Here is a 17,639-nt window from a genome sequence, read left to right as displayed (position 1 = left end):
TGAAATTAAATCTTTAGGAAGAGGAGCCGTGTTTGATCACTCCTTTTTTCTGTGAGCTACCTTTACCTGAAAGAAACCAGCCAATTACCGCAATGGCAAGAAGGACTCCCCAGAAGGTAAATTTCCACCCGGTACTATGGGAAAAGTCGTCAGGTAATAAGTTGACTGCCGGATGCGCCAAGGTTATAACAGCAAGTTTTACACCGACCCATGCAACAATCAGATATGCGGTTGTTTCTAAGCCTGGTCGCTTGTCAAGCAATGTAACAAACCAGGTGGCAGCGAATTTAATTAATATTAAACCAGCTATTCCCGCGATGACTACAATTGCAAACTTTCCTCCGTCCATTCCGCCGAATTGCGGTATTGGGGTTTCAGGAAGTGCCATGGCTAGTGCAACAGCTGCCAGAATAGAATCAATCGCAAAGGCGAGATCTGCAACACCAATTTTAGCTACGGTAGACCAGAAGCTATTACCAACAGGGACCTTTTTCTCCTTTTCCGAACCAAAATATTTTCCGATTACATTCTTTGCACCTAAGTAAATAAGGTATGCAGCGCCGATTGCTTGGACCTGCCATACATTTACTAGGAAGGATATCGTGAATAGGGCTGCGAATCTGAAAATAAACGCACCGATAATACCGTAGTTGATAGCACGTTTTTTTTCATCATCTGGCAAGTGTTTAGCTATTACCGCCAGAACAAGTGCGTTATCAGCAGACAAGATCCCCTCTAGTCCAATTAATACTAATAATGTCCATCCATACTCAAGCCAAAGTGATTCCACATCGACTTCTCCCTTCTGTGAATAAAAAAATAGAGGCTTTTACCAGTTATGTGGTAAAAGCCTCTAAAAAATACAAGACCTTTACCACATTGGCAAAGGTCTTGCTAACAACGCCGTAAGTTGCCAGTAAAGCCGAGAGTGTAATCACTCTGTAATGACGACTTTACAGTTAAAGCTACTCCCCTTTGAAAATCTACTTTCATTTAACCACGTTATGAATCATCTGTCAATGCTAACCTATTTTCGCTAGTAGACGAATAACTAACCTTCAGTTGTACATTGATCAGTTGTTAGTCTTGATTTTAAGTACGGGTTTATCAACGTCTTAGAACCCTTTTATTGCTGTTTTCCCTCTTATTCAGCTCGCGGTGAACTTTCAAATTCAACTTTTTTATGTGTCCCATCACAAAATGGTTTGTTGGAGGAATGTCCACAACGACACAATGAAACCGCCTTTTTTGTTTGAAAAGTGTTTCCTTCCGCATCCACCACTTCAAATGAGCCTGTTACAACATAAGGGCCATTATCGTTCACTTTGATATTTGCATCTGCCATTCTATCACCTCCCTAATAGTTTAAACAATACATGAACATGATAAACAAAATATAATTTAAAATTTTGGGAAAATAACCCTTGTCTATATTCTGTCTGTAGATTTCACCATCTGTCAAGGAGTTATTATCGACAAAGTTTGTGCGATATCTCACTAAAACATAATTTCATTGTGTTATGGAATACTATACAAAACAAAAAATTAGAGGAGGCATCATACAAATGAAAGCTTCGGATTTGTTTGTGCGCTGCTTGGAACAGGAAAATGTCAACTACATTTTTGGTATTCCTGGAGAGGAAAATACAGATCTCGTTGATTCGTTGATTGGCTCTAATATTGAGTTTATTGTTGTCCATCATGAACAAGCGGCTGCTTTCATGGCTGATGTGTATGGTCGCCTGACAGGAAAGCCAGGTGTTTGCTTGGCAACGCTTGGTCCTGGTGCGACAAATTTACTAACGGGAATCGGGGATGCCTATCTTGATTATGCTCCTGTTGTGGCAATCACTGGACAGGCTGGACTTGAGCGGATTCATAAGGAATCACATCAAGCCGTTGATATTGTTGGTGTTTTTGAAGAGATTACAAAATGGAATCAACAAATTCGTGTTCCTCATACGATACCTGAAATTATTCGCAAAGCATTTAAGACAGCGGTTCTCGATAAACCTGGTGCAACGCACATCGAACTACCAGAGGATATTGCCATGACGGATACAGAGGGTGAGGTATTACCAGTCACACCAATCCCGATATCCCGGCCAGCTGAAGAAGAGGTCAAGAAGGCGGCAGAAATTATAAACAAAGCGAAGAAACCAATTATTCTAGCAGGAAATGGTGTTATTCGCGATGGTGCAACAGAAATGCTGCGAGAATTTGCAGAATCTAAAAATATTCCGGTTGTAAATACGTTTATGGCAAAAGGAGTTTTACCATCTGATCATCCATTAACACTGTATACGGTAGGAATGCAGGCGAAAGACTATGTGTTGTGTGGATTTGATCGCGCGGATGTGATTATTACTGTAGGATATGATTTTGTCGAGTATTTGCCGAAATATTGGAATGATGAGGCTATGAATCCAATTGTTCATTTGGATACATTACCAGCCGAGGTCGATGCTTATTACCCAATCGAAAGTGAATTGGTTGGCGATGTGAAAGAGACATTGAAAGCTTTACATTCCGATGTAGAGAAAAAAGAACTTTGGCCGGAAGTAAAACAGTTAAAGTCTCAGCTTGTCGAAAAACTTCACGCTTCTGATGAGGTATCAGGAAGCCCGGTTAAACCACAGCGAATTATTGCGGATTTGAAGAAAGCTGAGAAGGGTGAGGCAATTGTCATTTCTGATGTTGGTGCGCATAAAATGTGGGTTGCCCGTATGTATCAACCGGAAAAGCCGAACCACACCATTATTTCAAATGGTTGGGCATCAATGGGAATTGCAGTTCCCGGAGCAATAGCTGCAAAGTTAGCAAATCCGGATAAGCCTGCTGTAGCTGTTACTGGTGATGGTGGCTTTCTCATGAATGGTGTTGAATTAGCAACGGCAAAACGACTTGGACTGGCTTTTGTAATTGTTATTTTTCATGATGCTAAATATGGGTTAATTGAGTGGAAGCAGCTGAACAAGTATGATCGAGCAAATGCAATTGAATTTACAGATCCGAATTTTTTAACATTTGCTGAAAGCTTTGGATGTAAGGGAATCCGGGTGAAACATTCAGATGACTTACTACCAGCGTTAGAAGAAGCATTTTCTAGTGACAACATTGTTATTGTTGATGTTGATGTAGATTATTCGGAAAACGTAGAGCTATCAAAAACACTTGGTGATTATATTTGTAAACTTTAGTGAGATGTTCAATTCTACAATAACTAACAAATTCCAATAGATCATTCGACAAAATCCGGGGAGTGACAGGCACTGCCCCAAAGGAGGAACCTAAAGATGACAAAGGAATGGCAATTATGGATTGGTGGCAAATGGCGAGAGGCAAAATCGTATGAACCATTAAAGAATCCACATACCGAAGATGAACTTGCTCAAATTGGACAGGCAGAGCCAGGGGATGCTGTAGAGGCTATCGTAGAGGCACATGCCGCCTTCCAGAAATTTAGAAAGTATCCAGCACATGCTCGGGCCAAAATTTTAGCGAATGTTGCCACTATCATGGAAGAACGTAGTGATGAATGCGCCAAAATCATTGCGATGGAGGGTGCGAAGTCAATTCGAAATGCACGTGAAGAAATAAGTCGTACTGTCCAAACATATCGCTTTGCGGCAGAAGAGGCGAAGAGTAATTATGGTGAACGGATTCCAATGGATGCAGCTGAAGGGGGAGAGAATCGGTTTGGCTTTACAATTCGAACCCCCATTGGTGTGGTGACAGCTATTACTCCATTTAACTTTCCTTTTAATCTTGTTGCACATAAGGTAGGTCCGGCGATTGCAGCGGGAAATTCAATTGTACTAAAACCTGCTGAACAGACACCGTTAAGCTCATTGTTTCTTGCAGAGATTTTTAAAGAGGCCGGCCTTCCAGATGGTGTTTCCGGGTAAGGGGGATGTATTGAGTGAAGCGTTAACTACTCATCCCTATGTGAAAAAGGTGACATTTACAGGTAGCGTAGAAGTTGGTCACATTATTCAGCAACAAGCAGGATTTCGTAAACTAACCCTTGAGCTTGGGTCAAACTCTCCTTTTATTGTTGATGAAGGAGTAGACATTGACAAAATTATTGAGCGTAGTGTAATGGGTGCTTTTTCTTACAATGGGCAAGTGTGTATATCGGTTCAGCGCATTTATGTCCATCAATCACTATACGAAGAGTTTCTGGAACGATTTGTCACTCGAACGAAGCAGCTTGTAGTTGGTTCTCCATTGGACGAAAAATCAAATATAACAGCTGTTATTTCAAGAAAATCGTTAGAACGCTTGCAAAGTTGGCTAGATGAAGCGGTTGAGGAAGGTGCAAAAATTGAATGTGGTGGAAAAGTAAAAGGAAATGTGATGAAACCAACTGTTCTGACAAATGTAAATCGCAATTCAAAAGTATCTCGTCTTGAGGTTTTTGGGCCAATCGTTTGCATTTTCCCATTTGATACATTAGATGATGCGATTAATGAGGCAAATGATTCAAGGTATGGATTGAATTCGGGCGTCATGACACCAAGCCTTGAACGGGCATTTTACGCTGCAGAGCGGTTGGAAACAGGCGGTGTTATTGTGAATGATATTCCAACATATCGGATTGACAACATGCCTTATGGCGGCTGGAAAGACAGTGGTGTTGGCAGGGAAGGTGTTAAATACGCTATGGAAGAAATGATGGAGCAAAAGTTTATCAGCTTTAAGACAGGTGATCAATAAAACAGGACCCGCCCCTATAAAAGGGGCGGGTCCTGTTTTTATATAGTCAATTCGTTCTTAGTCAGTAAGGGCGTAACAGGACAGATGTCACATGAATAGCATAGGAATAGACATTACAATTGGAGGAAATAAATATGCAAATTCATGTGGTACAACAGGGGGAAATGTTATGGACGATAGCACAGCGCTATGGTGCCGATGTAAATCAAATTATATTAGTAAATCAATTAGATAACCCGAACGTTCTCGTGGTAGGCGAGTCGTTGGTAATTCCAATTCCTTATCGTGAATATGTCGTTCAACCTGGAGACAATTTATGGGCAATAGCACAACGTTATGGTGTAACACTCCAGGAGCTTGCTTCAGCAAACAATATTACAAATCCTTCCCAGCTTTATGTTGGGCAAATGCTTGTGATCCCTTACTTTTCCCATATTATCCAACCGGGGGAATCACCCTGGACGATTGCTCAAAAGTATGGTATAACGCTCAACCAAATAATCCAAATGAACAATATTACAAATCCGACCACGCTATACCCAGGGCAAATTTTACGAATACCTATGGGGAACAGACCTGTAATAGAAACAAACGCCTATACAACTGAACTAAACGAACAAGGAAGGGGGGAAGTGTTATCTCTAGGAAGATATTTTACCTATCTTTCACCGTTTATGTACAGTATGCAAACAGACGGAACAATTACAGAAATGCAGGAGACTCCAGTTTTGGAAGCAGCCAGAGCCAATAATGTATCCCCACTACTTGTTTTGACAAATTTTACGGAGGGTAGTTTCAGTTCTGATTTAGCCGCCTCTATTTTAAGGAATCCTGAACTACAAGAGACCCTAATTACAAATCTGTTGGAAAAAATACGGGCTAAAGGTTATACAGGTGTGAACTTTGATTTTGAGTATGTGTATCCGGAGGACCGTGAAAATTATAATGCATTTTTGCGCCGTGTTGTAGCTAGACTCCATCCTGAAGGGTTAATCGTTTCGACAGCTCTTGCTCCTAAAGAAAGTGCCGAGCAAGAGGGGTTATTATATGAAGCACACGACTATGCCACTCAAGGTAACATCGTTGATTTCGTTATACTTATGACTTACGAATGGGGATGGGCTGGTGGCAGACCATGGGCCATTGCGCCAATTAATAAGGTACGTGATGTGCTAGATTATGCCGTTACTGTTATTCCGCGTAATAAAATTATGATGGGGATGCCGTTATACGGACGTGATTGGAAAATTCCTTGGCAGGAAGGAACGATAGCGCAAACTATTAGTCCGAAAGAAGCGGTCCAATTAGCGAAGGATCATGGTGTCGCCATCCAGTACGATCAAACCTACCAGTCTCCATTCTTTCGTTATGTAAGCGAAAATGGGCAAGAACATGAAGTATGGTTTGAAGATGCCAGAAGTGTTCAAAAGAAATATAATGCCATTAAAGAGTACGGACTCAGGGGAGCAGCATTCTGGGTGTTAGGTAATCCATTCCCGCAAAACTGGGCGGTTCTAGCAGATAACTTTATGGTTCGAAAGCTGTAGCGTCCATGAACATGTAAAACACCTCTGTCAAATTTGTGCAGAGGTGTTTCTTAATGTTGCGTATAGTTCACCATGCTTCACGATTGTAATTTCCTTTTCTCGTTTACGAGGTTTACCTTTGCAAATAAAATGGCATATAAAATGGTTAAAACAATATAGGTAATGCCTACAAGAAAACTTAATGTTCTAGGATTAAATACTTCCAGTAAAAATCCGGCCACACCCATAGAAAGGCCCAATGCTGTGTTCGATATCATTTGTGTCAATCCAAAAAATGTCCCTTGCCTTGATTTCGGTACGATTTTCATGATAAGTGTGCTTGAACAAATGTTGCTGATCCCTCCAGCGAATGTGATAAATAAAACAGTCAGAAGAGCAAACGAAAAAGTAGGAACAACACTTAACAGAAGATGACCACTACCCTCAAGAGCGATAAAGACCACAACTAACAGTACTAGTTTTCGCCTTAATTTAGTCGAAAAGAAAGAACTTATAATGAAACCTAACCCTAGCGCTGTATAAATCAATCCAACCCCAAGGTCTCCCTTATGAAAAATATCAAGTGCATATACGCTCATAAGAACATTATCAACCCCATTGGCTAAAGGCATGGTAATTTCAATAAAAATAAAGATAAGCAGTATGGACGACCCTGTAATTAACTTCCATGCGGATGGAGAATGATAAACGGGATTACACTTTTTCGCTTTCATGATTGTTGGGATGGTCATGTTCAAGATAAATAATGCTGATATAAGGTATGATAATCCGTCTAGTATAAATGGGAGATGCAAACCGAATAAATAGGAAATGATCCCCCCAGTGCTTGAACCTGCAACAAGAACAATGCCAACCATGATTTGTTCAATCGCGTTAATATACAATAATTTATCCTGTTTTACAAGCGTTGGAATGGCTGACATTCTTGTAGGGGAATAGATAGCTTCACCTGTAGCTAAACAAAATGCACTCAGGTACACAATCCATAAATCCCCTGATCCTTGCACAAGGATTGGTGATACCGCAAATGGAGTGCGTAATAGGTCAATTGTTATCAGTATTTTTTTCTTAGAAAATCGATCGGCTAGCATTCCACCGATTGGTGCTAAAAGTAAAAATGGAGCCATTCGTGTAGCAAACAGCAGTCCGATGGCAATACCAGATTCAGTAACCTGGTAAAGCAATGTGAGAATAGCTACTTGGGTAAAGCGACTTCCTATTCCATTAATAGTGCCGGACCAAAAAAGTTTTTGATAGTTTTTTTCTTGTTTCCAGACCAGCCAATTTTTCATTTATATCACCACCTAGTTATAATTCCATCTAATTTAATATGTATCTAATTAGTTGGTAAAAAAAATAGGCTGACTAGATCAGCCATAGTTCTTCTGGGTTTAATTCATACTCACTATTTTGCCTTGACATAAACTGGCACATGATGAATTCGCGTCTAATTGTTGCAAAGTCGCCATAAAATTGTTTTATGTGTTCATTGATTTCTTTTTCGCTGTATGTTCTGCCTTTTTCCAAACCATTTACAAGGTGTTCCAAAACAATAAGCTTCTTTTTACGTTGTGCGGGAATATTCTTTAGCTTTCCGTCTTGAAAGAAGTTTTGGATAATATTATATTTCTCTTCGTCATTAACCTGAAATTGTTCCATTTCCTTTTCTTCTCCAATCCTAAGAATGGCATCCGCCATAAATGCCAGCTTTTTCTTATTTAAATAAAAATAAATCGTATTTTTCTCTCTTCGCTGATAAATAATATCGATCTCTCTTAGTTTATTAATATGGTAGGAGATAGTAGGCGGCGTTAGCCCGAGCTTTCCGGCAATCGCTTGACCATGGAGCGGGCCATCTTTTAACAGGGCAATGATTTGAATTCTTGTTTTGTCTCCAATTGTTTTATGAAAGTTGACGATACGGTCCAGTTGCATATATGTAACCTCCTAACGCTTATCTAATTAGATTATAATCTAATTAGATAAGTATTACAACTCAACTTTCGCAGCGTGAAATAGACAAATAAGCCTTGAAAAAATGTGAAAGGATGGATATTCACTACTCAAGTTGACTTTGGATTAATCACATTTAAACAAGTTTTGACTGCTGGACTCTTTTCTATAAGTACACGCATCTCCCACCGTCCGGGATCGTTCTGGGTGGATGCTTTCCGCGGGCACGGCCTCAGCCTCCTCGAGAAAACCACTCTGCGGGGTCTTCGGACACGTGCTGGGGCTGCGCTAACTCGCCCCACCGAAAACCATTGTTCCCGCAGGACAAGGAAGGCTACGCCAGCGATACATCGCACGAAGAAAAAGTGCTTTTCTTTTTCGAGGAGTCACCAACCCTCCACTCACCCGGACTAGTGAAGCGGTAGAATGTGTCTTGGCAAAACACATACTACTACAGTTAATGGTAGTAAATGCAAAACCAGTGTATTTCCGGAACGGCGAAGGAGCAATTTTTTAGTTATTACACATTTTGTATATAAATCAACAAATGTTTTCAATAGGGCGAGTAATCGCAGCCTCAATCTTAACAGTCTTTAGGTTTACCAAAGTTGTTAAGGCAATTATTAGAAACGTTTCAAGTTTGCCTCAGCTAACTGTTTGATCATTAAAACACCCATAGAATTATAAAAGGTGATATACTAAATACAATTGAATACATTTGCCTTATGGTGACTTGTATAAAAAGTTGAAAAGGGAAGTTGGTGAAATTCCAACGCGGTCCCGCCACTGTAATGAGGAGAATCCTTTGATACCACTGTTTCAAAAGGGAAACGGGAAGGAAAGTGATTTGATGATTCGAAGCCAGGAGACCTGCCATAGGGAAGAACATTTTTAATCCTACGGGAAATAGGAGGGTGTTGCGTTAATACATATGATGTAACTAAATTTTAGTATGCATTTTACTTTTAACATCTTCTATTATGAAAGGTGTTTTTTATTTTAGGAGGATAATTCGATGGAACAAATAGCTATACAAGATTCTAAAACCGTTCAAACACGTTTAGTACTACCGCCGGATACAAACCATTTAGATACAATATTTGGTGGAAAAGTACTAGCTTATATTGATGAAATTGCTGCATTAACTGCGATGAAGCATGCAAAAAGTGCAGTTGTCACAGCGTCGATTGACTCTGTTGATTTCCTTTCTTCGGCAAAGGTTGGGGATTCATTAACATTAGAAGCATTCGTGACGTATACAGGGACAAATTCAATGGAGGTGTATGTGAAAGTTACCGCACATGATTTGATTAAAAATGAGGAAAGACTGACAACAGAATCCTTTCTTACCATGGTAGCCGTTAACGAAGAAGGGAAGCCGGTTCCAGTCCCGAATGTTTTTCCGGTAACCGAGGAAGAGAAAAGGTTATATCTTACGGCTCCATCAAGGAAAGAGAATCGAGAAAATCGAGCGAACATACGATAATAAAAGGGGGCATCGGAGCAGTGGGGACTAATCAATACTGCTCAATCACTTTTTTAAATAGTTCGCTAAACTTTTTTTCATCTTCAGCTGTAAACGCTTTGGGTCCTTTGGTACGTTTGCCACCTTTTCTAGCCATAGCACTTTCATAACGTGTTTGCAGGAGTTGATCGATATTCTCATTTGAATACGCGAATCCTTTATGATGCAAAACAATGCACCCTTTTGCTAAACCTAAAGAAGCAAGACCATAATCTTGTGTAACGATAATGTCATTTTTTTGTGCCAATTTCATGATTCGGTAATCAGCAGAGTCAGCCCCGGTGTCGACATAGATCGTCTCAACTCCTTGTGGCTCTTGGTTGTTGGAGTAGTGGGCAAAACTTTTTACAAGGAAGACAGGGATTTGATTATTTTTTGCAATGGAAATGATCGTATCCTTTACTGGACAAGCGTCAGCATCAACGTAAACTTTCATTGTTCTCTCTCCTGTTTTGTTTGATAGTGATAATGATAGCAGAAATTATTTGAAAGCACTAGATTTGTGGTTTTGTATGCTTTTCTACACTTCTTCTTTAGCAAAATTGGAGAATTAGACCAAAAGTATTGTTCGGTTTTTTAGGTATCATAAAGCTTCACCCATTACGCATTACGCAATTTTCAGCACTATTAGCTACCTTTTCTTTTTGTCTTAAAAATAATGGTTAGTGTTGTACAACTTATTAAGATCGAAACAATAGAAATAATGAAAGTTGTAGTTTGCACCAGATCAGCTCCTTGACTATTTTGTTATAATGAGGGTATGATATGAATATAATAGTGGTAAGGAGAGGGAATTGAATCCCTCTCACTTAGGTGTTTTTTCTAGAATCCTTTTCCGGTTGGGTCGGCGAAGGATTCTTTTCTTTCCGCCTATATAAATCCCGGTACGTTGTTACAATTGTGGTAACAAGCCCAACAACTGACGTAACAAGACTCACAATAGCCGTTAGAAGTGAAATCATATCCACTATTTTCACCCCCTTTCTGCAAGGGGTAGGGCTAATATCATACCCTCCATCTAAACATAGCCCAAGTTGTTAATTAAATCAGCAAAATAAAGTCAGATAAATTAAAATTTTTGGTCCTTTGATAAGTGAGTATCTTGTTCGGCTCATATTATGTGATTATCCATATATTTTTTTAGGTATCAGAATATTAGTTTAAAAATTGCACGTTATTGATTAAGATGAATCTAATCAATAACGTGTTTTTATTAAGTTAGAGAGAGGGATTATGATGAGATTGGAAAGACCAGCGTTAAAGTGGAAAGAGGAACACGAAAACTATGTGAGGGAATGGGGGCCTTCACGAATGGTGCCAAGCAGCTTTGATTTGGCGAAACATGAGACATATGAGGAATATTTACAGGCATTAGCTATAAGAGAAGGTGGAACAGACCGATGGCTACCAAGCACGAATTACTTTTTGATCGATGATAATGAACGGATTGTGGGGATGGTTGATATTCGTCATGATCTAAATGAGTTTTTACGAAATGTTGGCGGCCACATCGGGTATAGTACGCGGCCAACTGAACGAAAAAAGGGTTATGCGACATTGATTCTGGCAGAGGCATTGAAAAAGTGCAAAAAATTAGGCATTGACCGTGTATTAGTGACATGTGATGAGGATAATATCGGTTCTGCAAAGGTAATCATAGATAATGGCGGAATTGAGGATGAAGGTTTTGTTGATGACGATGGAACGGTAATGCGGCGATTTTGGATTAACAATAAAAGCTAGATAAAGGCCTGTATAGGCATCCCATTTTAATTCTTTTTCCCATTTGCCTATTTTACTTGTATTCGAGCTGTAGACTTAATAGATGTAAGAGAGATGCGTAAGTGATACAATCAAAATAAAGATAAAGGAGAGGGAGTGATTAAGTGGGATCATGCAACATTGATCATTCATATCAGGATGTTGTAAAGAAGTTGGAAAACCAGAAAGAGTTTTTGCCAGCAGATTTGTATGAACAAGTAAGTCGTTTTTTAGATAATGAACATTCCCAGGAAACACTTAATGAGTTATTCCATCTTTTAAAAAAGTATGACTTAGCCTCCAAAACGGAACAGGAAGATAGAGATAGGAAGTTAATCGCTTTAATTGTCTAAGATAAATAAGTAAAACTACCATCCAAACATGAAGCAGGATGGTAGTTTTACTATTTTCTAAAGGATTGGGACTGCGATTACTTGCCCCATCGAAGCCATTTGTTGTTTTTTACACAATAGAAGGATAATGCGCAGTAATGAAGTTCTCTTTAATGACACTTTCTTCCCGTTCCAATGGTATAGGAGTACTTGGACTCGCTCCGTCAGAATACTTCGCTTTCCATGGGCACGGCCTCAGCCTCCTCGGAAGCAAAGAGCGCTTCCTTGAAAAAGAATACCACTTTTTCTGCGTGCGATGTAATACCACTGAAGTTTTCCTTGTCCTGCGGGGTCTTCGGACTCGTGCTGTTCCCATAGGACAAGGAATGCTTCGGCAGCGTTACATCGCACGCAGAAAATCGAACTGTATTTTCAAGGAGTCTACGTATTCTGACTCTGCTAGTAGAAGTTCCCTAATTTTTGTGTAGAGATAGCATGTATATCAAGTAATAGCACCTACTAGCGAAGGGAAAACACGTAGACTCCTGCGGGAACAATGGTTTTCGGTGGGGCGAGTTAGCGCAGCCCCAGCACGTGTCTGAAGACTTCGAAGCGGCGGTTTTCCGCTTCGGAGGCTGAAGCCGTGCCCGCGGAAAGCGTAGTGTTTTCCCGTAGCGGTTGTCAAAGCTCCGAACTTGATTTCTAGTTACTGCGCATTATATATCAACTACGACATTAAAAAGCAACATTACGGGAGAAGCCTTATTGTTTTGTGGCTTGTGTCATTTGGTGCCAGATTGATCCTTCTGCTTTTTTGCCGCCTTCGATTCTGGCTAGTGCCATTTTGACCTGCATCCGAACTTCAAATTCTGGATCATCCAATGCATGTTGAAGGGCGGGTATTGCGGTTTCATCTCCGACTTCGTATAGATACATAGCAGCACGCCAACGAACAAGGCGATTTGGATCTGCTAACGCAGTTATCATCTCTGGAATCGCATCTGTGAAACCAAGATCTGACAGACAGTCTCCAGCGGTACGCCTAACATTTACTGCTTTATCCTTTAATGCTTTATATAAATATGGTAACACTTCACGTTCCTCGATCATGCCAAGATACGCGGTGGCTAGTCTACGAATGGATCCTTTTTCATCATCTAATGCTTTATTAAGAACTGGTAGATCTTCAATGGTTGGATCCGGCATTTGGTCGAGTGCGGCATAGCGTTCCTTCCAACTTGGATTATCAAGCATGGTAAGCGTAACCTTTTTCTCGGGCTTGTCACGACCTTCAGAATATGCATTTGATAATGCTACTTGAACCAATTGATGAAGTCTTTCTTCATCATAGCTGGCTATTATTTCCTCAACGACATCATGACCAATGGTATCCATCTCACCATAGCGAGGGCTTTGCTCCACCCATTTTCTTTCCATTAACATATTTTCGGATGCAACGGAGGCTTCCATTGTTGCTTCCGTAAACCGTTCAGGGAGTCCAAAGCGCTGCTCATTTTCCCCGTCCTGTAATTTTACCTGTACGGGTAAATTGCGAAACATCTGAATAAAAACTTTTACTTCACCAAAGTGGTCATCAGCTACAGATTCATTTGCGATAAGTTGATCCGTCTCTTCTTCAGTGGATCCTAGTACATCACGTACGGCTGGAAGGATTTCTTCCCATGATATGCGGGGATTACGTTCAAGTGCGATAAAGTCAATAACGCGATATAGTCCCTTCACACCATTGATTCTAAACAGACCCTTAACGTAATCTGGGGCATTGTCGATTTCGTCATTTAACTTATAATTCTCTGTTTGGCCATCGACTAATCGTTCATCAACGTTGATTTTCATGGAATGTGGACTTGGCGTCGGTTCGATTGAGACAATTTTCATTTGCTATCACCCTTGTATATTATACTACTGCTGATTTTAACAGAGTTGTTTCAGGTTATCCATTTAACGGCTTTGACTTATGGTCCAGTTTGCTTTTTACATTTTTTTAGTAATAGGACTATAATTAATAAGTGATGAGCTAATAATTATGATTAGGACTTGGTTTTGGGGAAGAGGTGAGAGCTTTGTTTCACATACGTTATATCGAACCACTTGTCATGCTTGCCACCTTGGTAAGGCGATTTTTTTTGGCTACATTAACAGGTGCCATTGTTGGAACCGGAACAAGTATATTTTTACAAGGCTTATTTTTTTCAATGGATAAGACCGCAAATATTCCTTTGTGGCTTCAAATGATCGTTTTACCTGTTGGAGGCCTGCTTAATGGACTTCTTATTTATTATGGTTATCGTTACTTGAAAGGGGACAAGAACGACTCTGTTATTGCGGCTGTTCATGAACAGAATGGGAAAATGCCGTATAAGTCGTTACCAATAAAGCCAATAGCTGCAATTATTACACTTGCATCTGGTGGTTCGGCGGGGAAAGAGGGGCCATGCTCACATATTGGCGGTACGCTTGCTTCCTGGGTTGGACACCTTGTGCGACTCAGTCCAGAAATGCAAAAGCGAATCGTTGCTTGTGGTGTCAGTGCTGGATTTGCTAGTGTTTTCGGAACCCCGATTGCAGGTGCGATTTATGGGGTGGAGGTACTGACAATCGGTCGTTTGCGTTATGATATGTTATTTTTATCTGTCATTGCGGGTGTTACTTCGTTTGAAATAAGTAAATTATGGGGGATTACCTACACGTTTTATCCATTTGAACATGTCTTTCCTTTTTCTGAAAGGTTGTTTTTGAAGATTATTTTAATTGGAATTCTGTGTGGCTTAGTGTCGTGGCTGTTCATTGAGTTGTTTGAACAGATACGGTTTGGGTTTGGTTATATCCAACGTCGCTTTCATATTTGGTATCCTTTCATGCCGTTAATTGGTGGTATTGTTTTATCACTTTTGATACTATTTGTACCAACAGAGTATCTAGGTCTTAGCTTACCGCTGATGGACAGGGCTTTAAATGGTGACGTCATTCCTTACTTCGGCTTTTTCTGGAAGGCACTGCTTGTTGCTATTACATTAGGGTCAGGCTTTTATGGTGGAATCGTTACACCACAGTTTGTTATTGGTGCAGTATCTGGTAATGTTTTTGCTAACATGTTGGGAGTTGATGCGGCACTTGGAGCTGCAGTTGGTATGGTTGCTGTCGTTGCTGCTGCCTCTAATACACCGATAGCTGCGATATTTATGGGGTTTGAGTTATTCGGAAGTGTTACTGGAGTATATGTTGTTGGTGCATGCATAACGGCATATATTATCATTGGACATCGTAGTGTATACCCAGACCAGCTTGTTGCTTATTCCAAGTCGATTTGGATGCACTTGGAACCGGGTTTATCGTTGGAAAAGGAAAGGACAAAGATTCATATTTCTTATGGCGTGTTAAGGAAATTAAGTAGATGGCATCATCAAAAACTTCGTGATAAAAATAAAAGAAAATAAAGTGATGGACCTGTTTCTTTCGTAAGCTAGCCTGAAACAGGTCCTTTTTCTTTCTGTAAGCTACTTTTTATCCTTTTCAAATAATACGAGTAGTCCTGGTAATAATACTCCTCTAATCAAGAACGTATCCAGTATAATTCCCACTGCTACAATAAAGCCAAAAACAAACAGCAATTCAATCGGTTGGGTCATTAGAACAGCAAATGTAGCGGCAAGAATAATTCCAGCCGACGAAATGACACCGCCTGTATTGGCAACTGCAATCTCGACTGCTTCTTTTACAGTGTGTTTCTTTCGTTCCTCCATAAACCTGGATATTAATATAATGTTGTAATCGACACCGAGCGCAACTAGGAATACAAAGGAATAAAGCGGTACTCGATTGCTTATTGTATCAATGTCAAAGAATAGTTGTGTTAAGAATGTTCCTAGACCTAATGCCGCAACAAATGATACGAGAATGGTTCCCATCATATAAATGGGCATTTTAAATGACCGCGTCAAAAGAATCAACATTAAAAAGATTAATATCGTTTCAATTGAGACAATAACGATTAAATCGCGGTTGTTTACAGAACGGTCGTCAACAGATGATGCGGTTTCTCCAGCAAAATAGAGTTCTCCATTCAAATTACTTTGATCAACAAGTTCGTCTGCATCATCTCTAATTCCTTCCAAAGCGTCCATTGTTTCAACAGCGTATGGGTTTTTTGCGAATGTTAGGCTATATGAGATTACTTTTTCATTATCTGTTACTTCGCTAATGTGAACATTATCAACTAACGGTCGTTCTGATAATGTATTGGCCAGTTTCTTCTGTTCTGTTTTCGTCACTGTATCATCTGACTCAAATAAAACAGTTGTAGGTGCCAAATCTCCAGGTTCAAAGTTTTCTTCTAAAATTTCATATCCTTCTCTGGAAGGCATATCTTCAGGGAAGGACTTCATTGTATCGAATTCATAGTCCAAATTTAGAACGTTGCTTGCTGAGACGAGCAGAATAATTCCAATGATAGCAACAGATACAGTCGGTTTACGGGTTACAAAACGTCCAACTTTGCTCCATATAGAACTTGTTTTCACGTGATTATCACCTACACGTGGTACTTTAGGCCAAAACGATTTTCTGCCAAACAACGTGAACAAAGCGGGAACTAGTGTAATGGATGCCAAAATCACAACGACCATTGCTGTTCCAAAAATAGGTGCAAAGTTACGGTAATCACCGAACTGTGCAAAAAACAAGACAAGCATGGCAGCTAATACTGTTCCACCTGAGAAAAATACTGGTATGCCAGATCCACGCATGGCCCATTTCATCGCATCATATTTGCTATCATGATTTTTCAGTTCTTCCCTAAATCGAGATAATACAAATAAGGAATAGTCTGTAACGGATGCGAATAATAAAATCGACATGATAGATAAGGATTGACTGTCCAACGTCAAACCAGCTTTGCCCATTATGCCAAGTGCCTGGTTTGTAACTTCATACACGAATCCTGCTGCAAGTAATGGGATTAATGCCAGTAACGGCGATTGATAAATGACAACAAGCAAAACCAAAATGATTCCTACAGTTGATAGGATGAGAACAATGTCAGCCCGGGAAAATAGGTCTAATGTATCTGTGGCAATCCCAGCCGGACCAGTTACATACAAGGTTAAATCTGTATTCTGTTCCGCTAATTTATAAACCTTTTCTAAAGAACGCTCGATTTCCTTTGTCTCTAAAGAAGAATCAAATGATAGTGGGATTAATGCTGTCGTATGGTCCTTTGAAAAAAAGCTTTCAGTTGCTTCTGGTGGTAACTTTTCTAGAGGAACAACATCTTTTACCCCATTAATTTTTTCCTTTTTGACGGTTTCTAGAAGCTTCGCAAGATCGTCTACCTTCACTTCGCCCTTATCGGATTGAAACACTAATAATGCAGGAATTCCATCGTTATCAGCGAAATAATGATCATTCTTTTTTTGGGCGATAACGGATTGCGCATCGTCTGGCAAGGAATCGATGCCGGAAACTTTATAATCATTAGAGCTTGGTGCGAGTCCTGCAAGCAGTATTGTTAAAACAAGCCATATTGCCAGGGTAATCCACATTCCCTTTCTTGTTGCAACATGGTCCGTAATATAATGAATAGCTGATTTCATTTTCTAACTCCCTTCATTTTTGGATAAGGTAACACTCCTGTCACTTTTACAATAAAAAAGTATAAAATTTGGCTCTAATTTGTACTCGGGTAGGACGAGCCACGTCCAGCTCCAGCGCTAAAGCTGTAGTGAGACTTCCTTCACCTCCGTACCTCGCTAAACGGGCGCTTGCGCTTTTGTTCTTATAAAA

At 40.0% G+C, this 17,639-nt stretch carries 14 protein-coding genes, 1 pseudogene and 1 riboswitch; of the genes and pseudogenes, 7 read left to right on the top strand and 8 right to left on the bottom strand.

The window, feature by feature from the left end; all coding sequences use genetic code 11:
• Positions 1–13: 13 nt before the first annotated feature.
• Positions 14–790 carry a TerC family protein gene (locus tag C8270_RS02880; protein ID WP_106495291.1) on the bottom strand — a complete coding sequence of 259 codons (777 nt, stop codon included), beginning with the start codon at positions 788–790 and terminating at the stop codon, positions 14–16.
• A 354-nt stretch (positions 791–1,144) separates the two neighbouring features.
• Entirely contained in the window at positions 1,145–1,345 is a 201-nt protein-coding gene (locus C8270_RS02875) for a CDGSH iron-sulfur domain-containing protein (protein ID WP_106495288.1), read from the bottom strand.
• A gap of 220 nt (positions 1,346–1,565) precedes the next feature.
• On the opposite strand from C8270_RS02875, the gene C8270_RS02870 reads away from it, so the two are divergent.
• From C8270_RS02870 to C8270_RS02860, 3 genes and pseudogenes are all read left to right on the top strand, one after another.
• Positions 1,566–3,200 (top strand): acetolactate synthase large subunit, encoded by a 1,635-nt coding sequence (locus C8270_RS02870; protein ID WP_106495285.1) that lies wholly within the window; start codon positions 1,566–1,568, stop codon positions 3,198–3,200.
• 96 nt (positions 3,201–3,296) lie between these two features.
• A pseudogene (locus C8270_RS02865) lies at positions 3,297–4,719 on the top strand (aldehyde dehydrogenase family protein).
• A 134-nt stretch (positions 4,720–4,853) separates the two neighbouring features.
• Positions 4,854–6,266, top strand: a complete 1,413-nt coding sequence (locus C8270_RS02860; protein ID WP_106495283.1) for a LysM peptidoglycan-binding domain-containing protein — start codon at positions 4,854–4,856, stop codon at positions 6,264–6,266.
• 77 nt (positions 6,267–6,343) lie between these two features.
• Here the strand turns inward: C8270_RS02860 and C8270_RS02855 are convergent, their stop codons facing one another.
• Both C8270_RS02855 and C8270_RS02850 read right to left on the bottom strand, forming a co-directional pair.
• A complete protein-coding gene (locus tag C8270_RS02855) occupies positions 6,344–7,558 on the bottom strand; it encodes an MFS transporter (protein WP_106495281.1) in 1,215 nt (404 codons plus the stop codon).
• A gap of 73 nt (positions 7,559–7,631) precedes the next feature.
• Positions 7,632–8,201, bottom strand: coding sequence for a DUF2087 domain-containing protein (locus C8270_RS02850; RefSeq protein WP_106495277.1), 570 nt, complete (start codon positions 8,199–8,201; stop codon positions 7,632–7,634).
• A 727-nt stretch (positions 8,202–8,928) separates the two neighbouring features.
• Positions 8,929–9,111, top strand: a riboswitch (cobalamin riboswitch).
• A gap of 123 nt (positions 9,112–9,234) precedes the next feature.
• Between C8270_RS02850 and C8270_RS02845 the strand changes: the two genes are divergently transcribed.
• On the top strand, positions 9,235–9,705 hold the full coding sequence (locus C8270_RS02845; RefSeq protein ID WP_106495274.1) for an acyl-CoA thioesterase: 471 nt from the start codon (positions 9,235–9,237) through the stop codon (positions 9,703–9,705).
• A 31-nt stretch (positions 9,706–9,736) separates the two neighbouring features.
• Here the strand turns inward: C8270_RS02845 and C8270_RS02840 are convergent, their stop codons facing one another.
• Both C8270_RS02840 and C8270_RS19685 read right to left on the bottom strand, forming a co-directional pair.
• A complete protein-coding gene (locus tag C8270_RS02840; protein ID WP_106495272.1) occupies positions 9,737–10,180 on the bottom strand; it encodes a YaiI/YqxD family protein in 444 nt (147 codons plus the stop codon).
• Between the two features lie 373 nt (positions 10,181–10,553).
• The gene (locus C8270_RS19685) at positions 10,554–10,712 is read right to left on the bottom strand and encodes a hypothetical protein (RefSeq protein WP_158701579.1); all 159 of its coding nucleotides are present in this window, start codon (positions 10,710–10,712) and stop codon (positions 10,554–10,556) included.
• A gap of 268 nt (positions 10,713–10,980) precedes the next feature.
• Between C8270_RS19685 and C8270_RS02835 the strand changes: the two genes are divergently transcribed.
• Positions 10,981–11,487 carry a GNAT family N-acetyltransferase gene (locus C8270_RS02835; RefSeq protein ID WP_106495269.1) on the top strand — a complete coding sequence of 169 codons (507 nt, stop codon included), beginning with the start codon at positions 10,981–10,983 and terminating at the stop codon, positions 11,485–11,487.
• 143 nt (positions 11,488–11,630) lie between these two features.
• The gene (locus C8270_RS02830) at positions 11,631–11,858 is read left to right on the top strand and encodes a group-specific protein (protein WP_106495266.1); all 228 of its coding nucleotides are present in this window, start codon (positions 11,631–11,633) and stop codon (positions 11,856–11,858) included.
• Between the two features lie 741 nt (positions 11,859–12,599).
• Here the strand turns inward: C8270_RS02830 and C8270_RS02825 are convergent.
• Positions 12,600–13,736: a conserved virulence factor C family protein gene (locus C8270_RS02825; protein ID WP_106495264.1), complete on the bottom strand. Its 1,137-nt coding sequence runs from the start codon at positions 13,734–13,736 to the stop codon at positions 12,600–12,602.
• Between the two features lie 185 nt (positions 13,737–13,921).
• Here C8270_RS02825 and C8270_RS02820 point away from each other — a divergent pair, with 185 nt between their 5' ends.
• Complete coding sequence (locus C8270_RS02820; RefSeq protein ID WP_199794632.1) at positions 13,922–15,295, top strand: chloride channel protein; 1,374 nt, start codon at positions 13,922–13,924, stop codon at positions 15,293–15,295.
• A 60-nt stretch (positions 15,296–15,355) separates the two neighbouring features.
• On the opposite strand, the gene C8270_RS02815 is transcribed toward C8270_RS02820, so the two are convergent.
• The gene (locus tag C8270_RS02815; protein ID WP_106495261.1) at positions 15,356–17,449 is read right to left on the bottom strand and encodes an MMPL family transporter; all 2,094 of its coding nucleotides are present in this window, start codon (positions 17,447–17,449) and stop codon (positions 15,356–15,358) included.
• Positions 17,450–17,639 lie beyond the last annotated feature (190 nt).

Source organism: Lentibacillus sp. Marseille-P4043, assembly GCF_900258515.1.
GTDB lineage: Bacteria > Bacillota > Bacilli > Bacillales > Amphibacillaceae > Lentibacillus_C.
The sequence above is the reverse complement of the archived record's forward strand: the minus strand, read 5'-3'. Positions and strand labels throughout refer to the sequence as shown.

What these genes read in the sequence shown, in the direction of transcription:
- C8270_RS02875 (WP_106495288.1), bottom strand. Translation starts at nt 1,345, where the DNA reads ATGGCAGATGCAAATATCAAAGTGAACGATAATGGCCCTTATGTTGTA.
- C8270_RS02870 (WP_106495285.1), top strand. Translation starts at nt 1,566, where the DNA reads ATGAAAGCTTCGGATTTGTTTGTGCGCTGCTTGGAACAGGAAAATGTC.
- C8270_RS02860 (WP_106495283.1), top strand. Translation starts at nt 4,854, where the DNA reads ATGCAAATTCATGTGGTACAACAGGGGGAAATGTTATGGACGATAGCA.
- C8270_RS02855 (WP_106495281.1), bottom strand. Translation starts at nt 7,558, where the DNA reads ATGAAAAATTGGCTGGTCTGGAAACAAGAAAAAAACTATCAAAAACTT.
- C8270_RS02850 (WP_106495277.1), bottom strand. Translation starts at nt 8,201, where the DNA reads ATGCAACTGGACCGTATCGTCAACTTTCATAAAACAATTGGAGACAAA.
- C8270_RS02845 (WP_106495274.1), top strand. Translation starts at nt 9,235, where the DNA reads ATGGAACAAATAGCTATACAAGATTCTAAAACCGTTCAAACACGTTTA.
- C8270_RS02840 (WP_106495272.1), bottom strand. Translation starts at nt 10,180, where the DNA reads ATGAAAGTTTACGTTGATGCTGACGCTTGTCCAGTAAAGGATACGATC.
- C8270_RS02835 (WP_106495269.1), top strand. Translation starts at nt 10,981, where the DNA reads ATGAGATTGGAAAGACCAGCGTTAAAGTGGAAAGAGGAACACGAAAAC.
- C8270_RS02825 (WP_106495264.1), bottom strand. Translation starts at nt 13,736, where the DNA reads ATGAAAATTGTCTCAATCGAACCGACGCCAAGTCCACATTCCATGAAA.
- C8270_RS02815 (WP_106495261.1), bottom strand. Translation starts at nt 17,449, where the DNA reads ATGAAATCAGCTATTCATTATATTACGGACCATGTTGCAACAAGAAAG.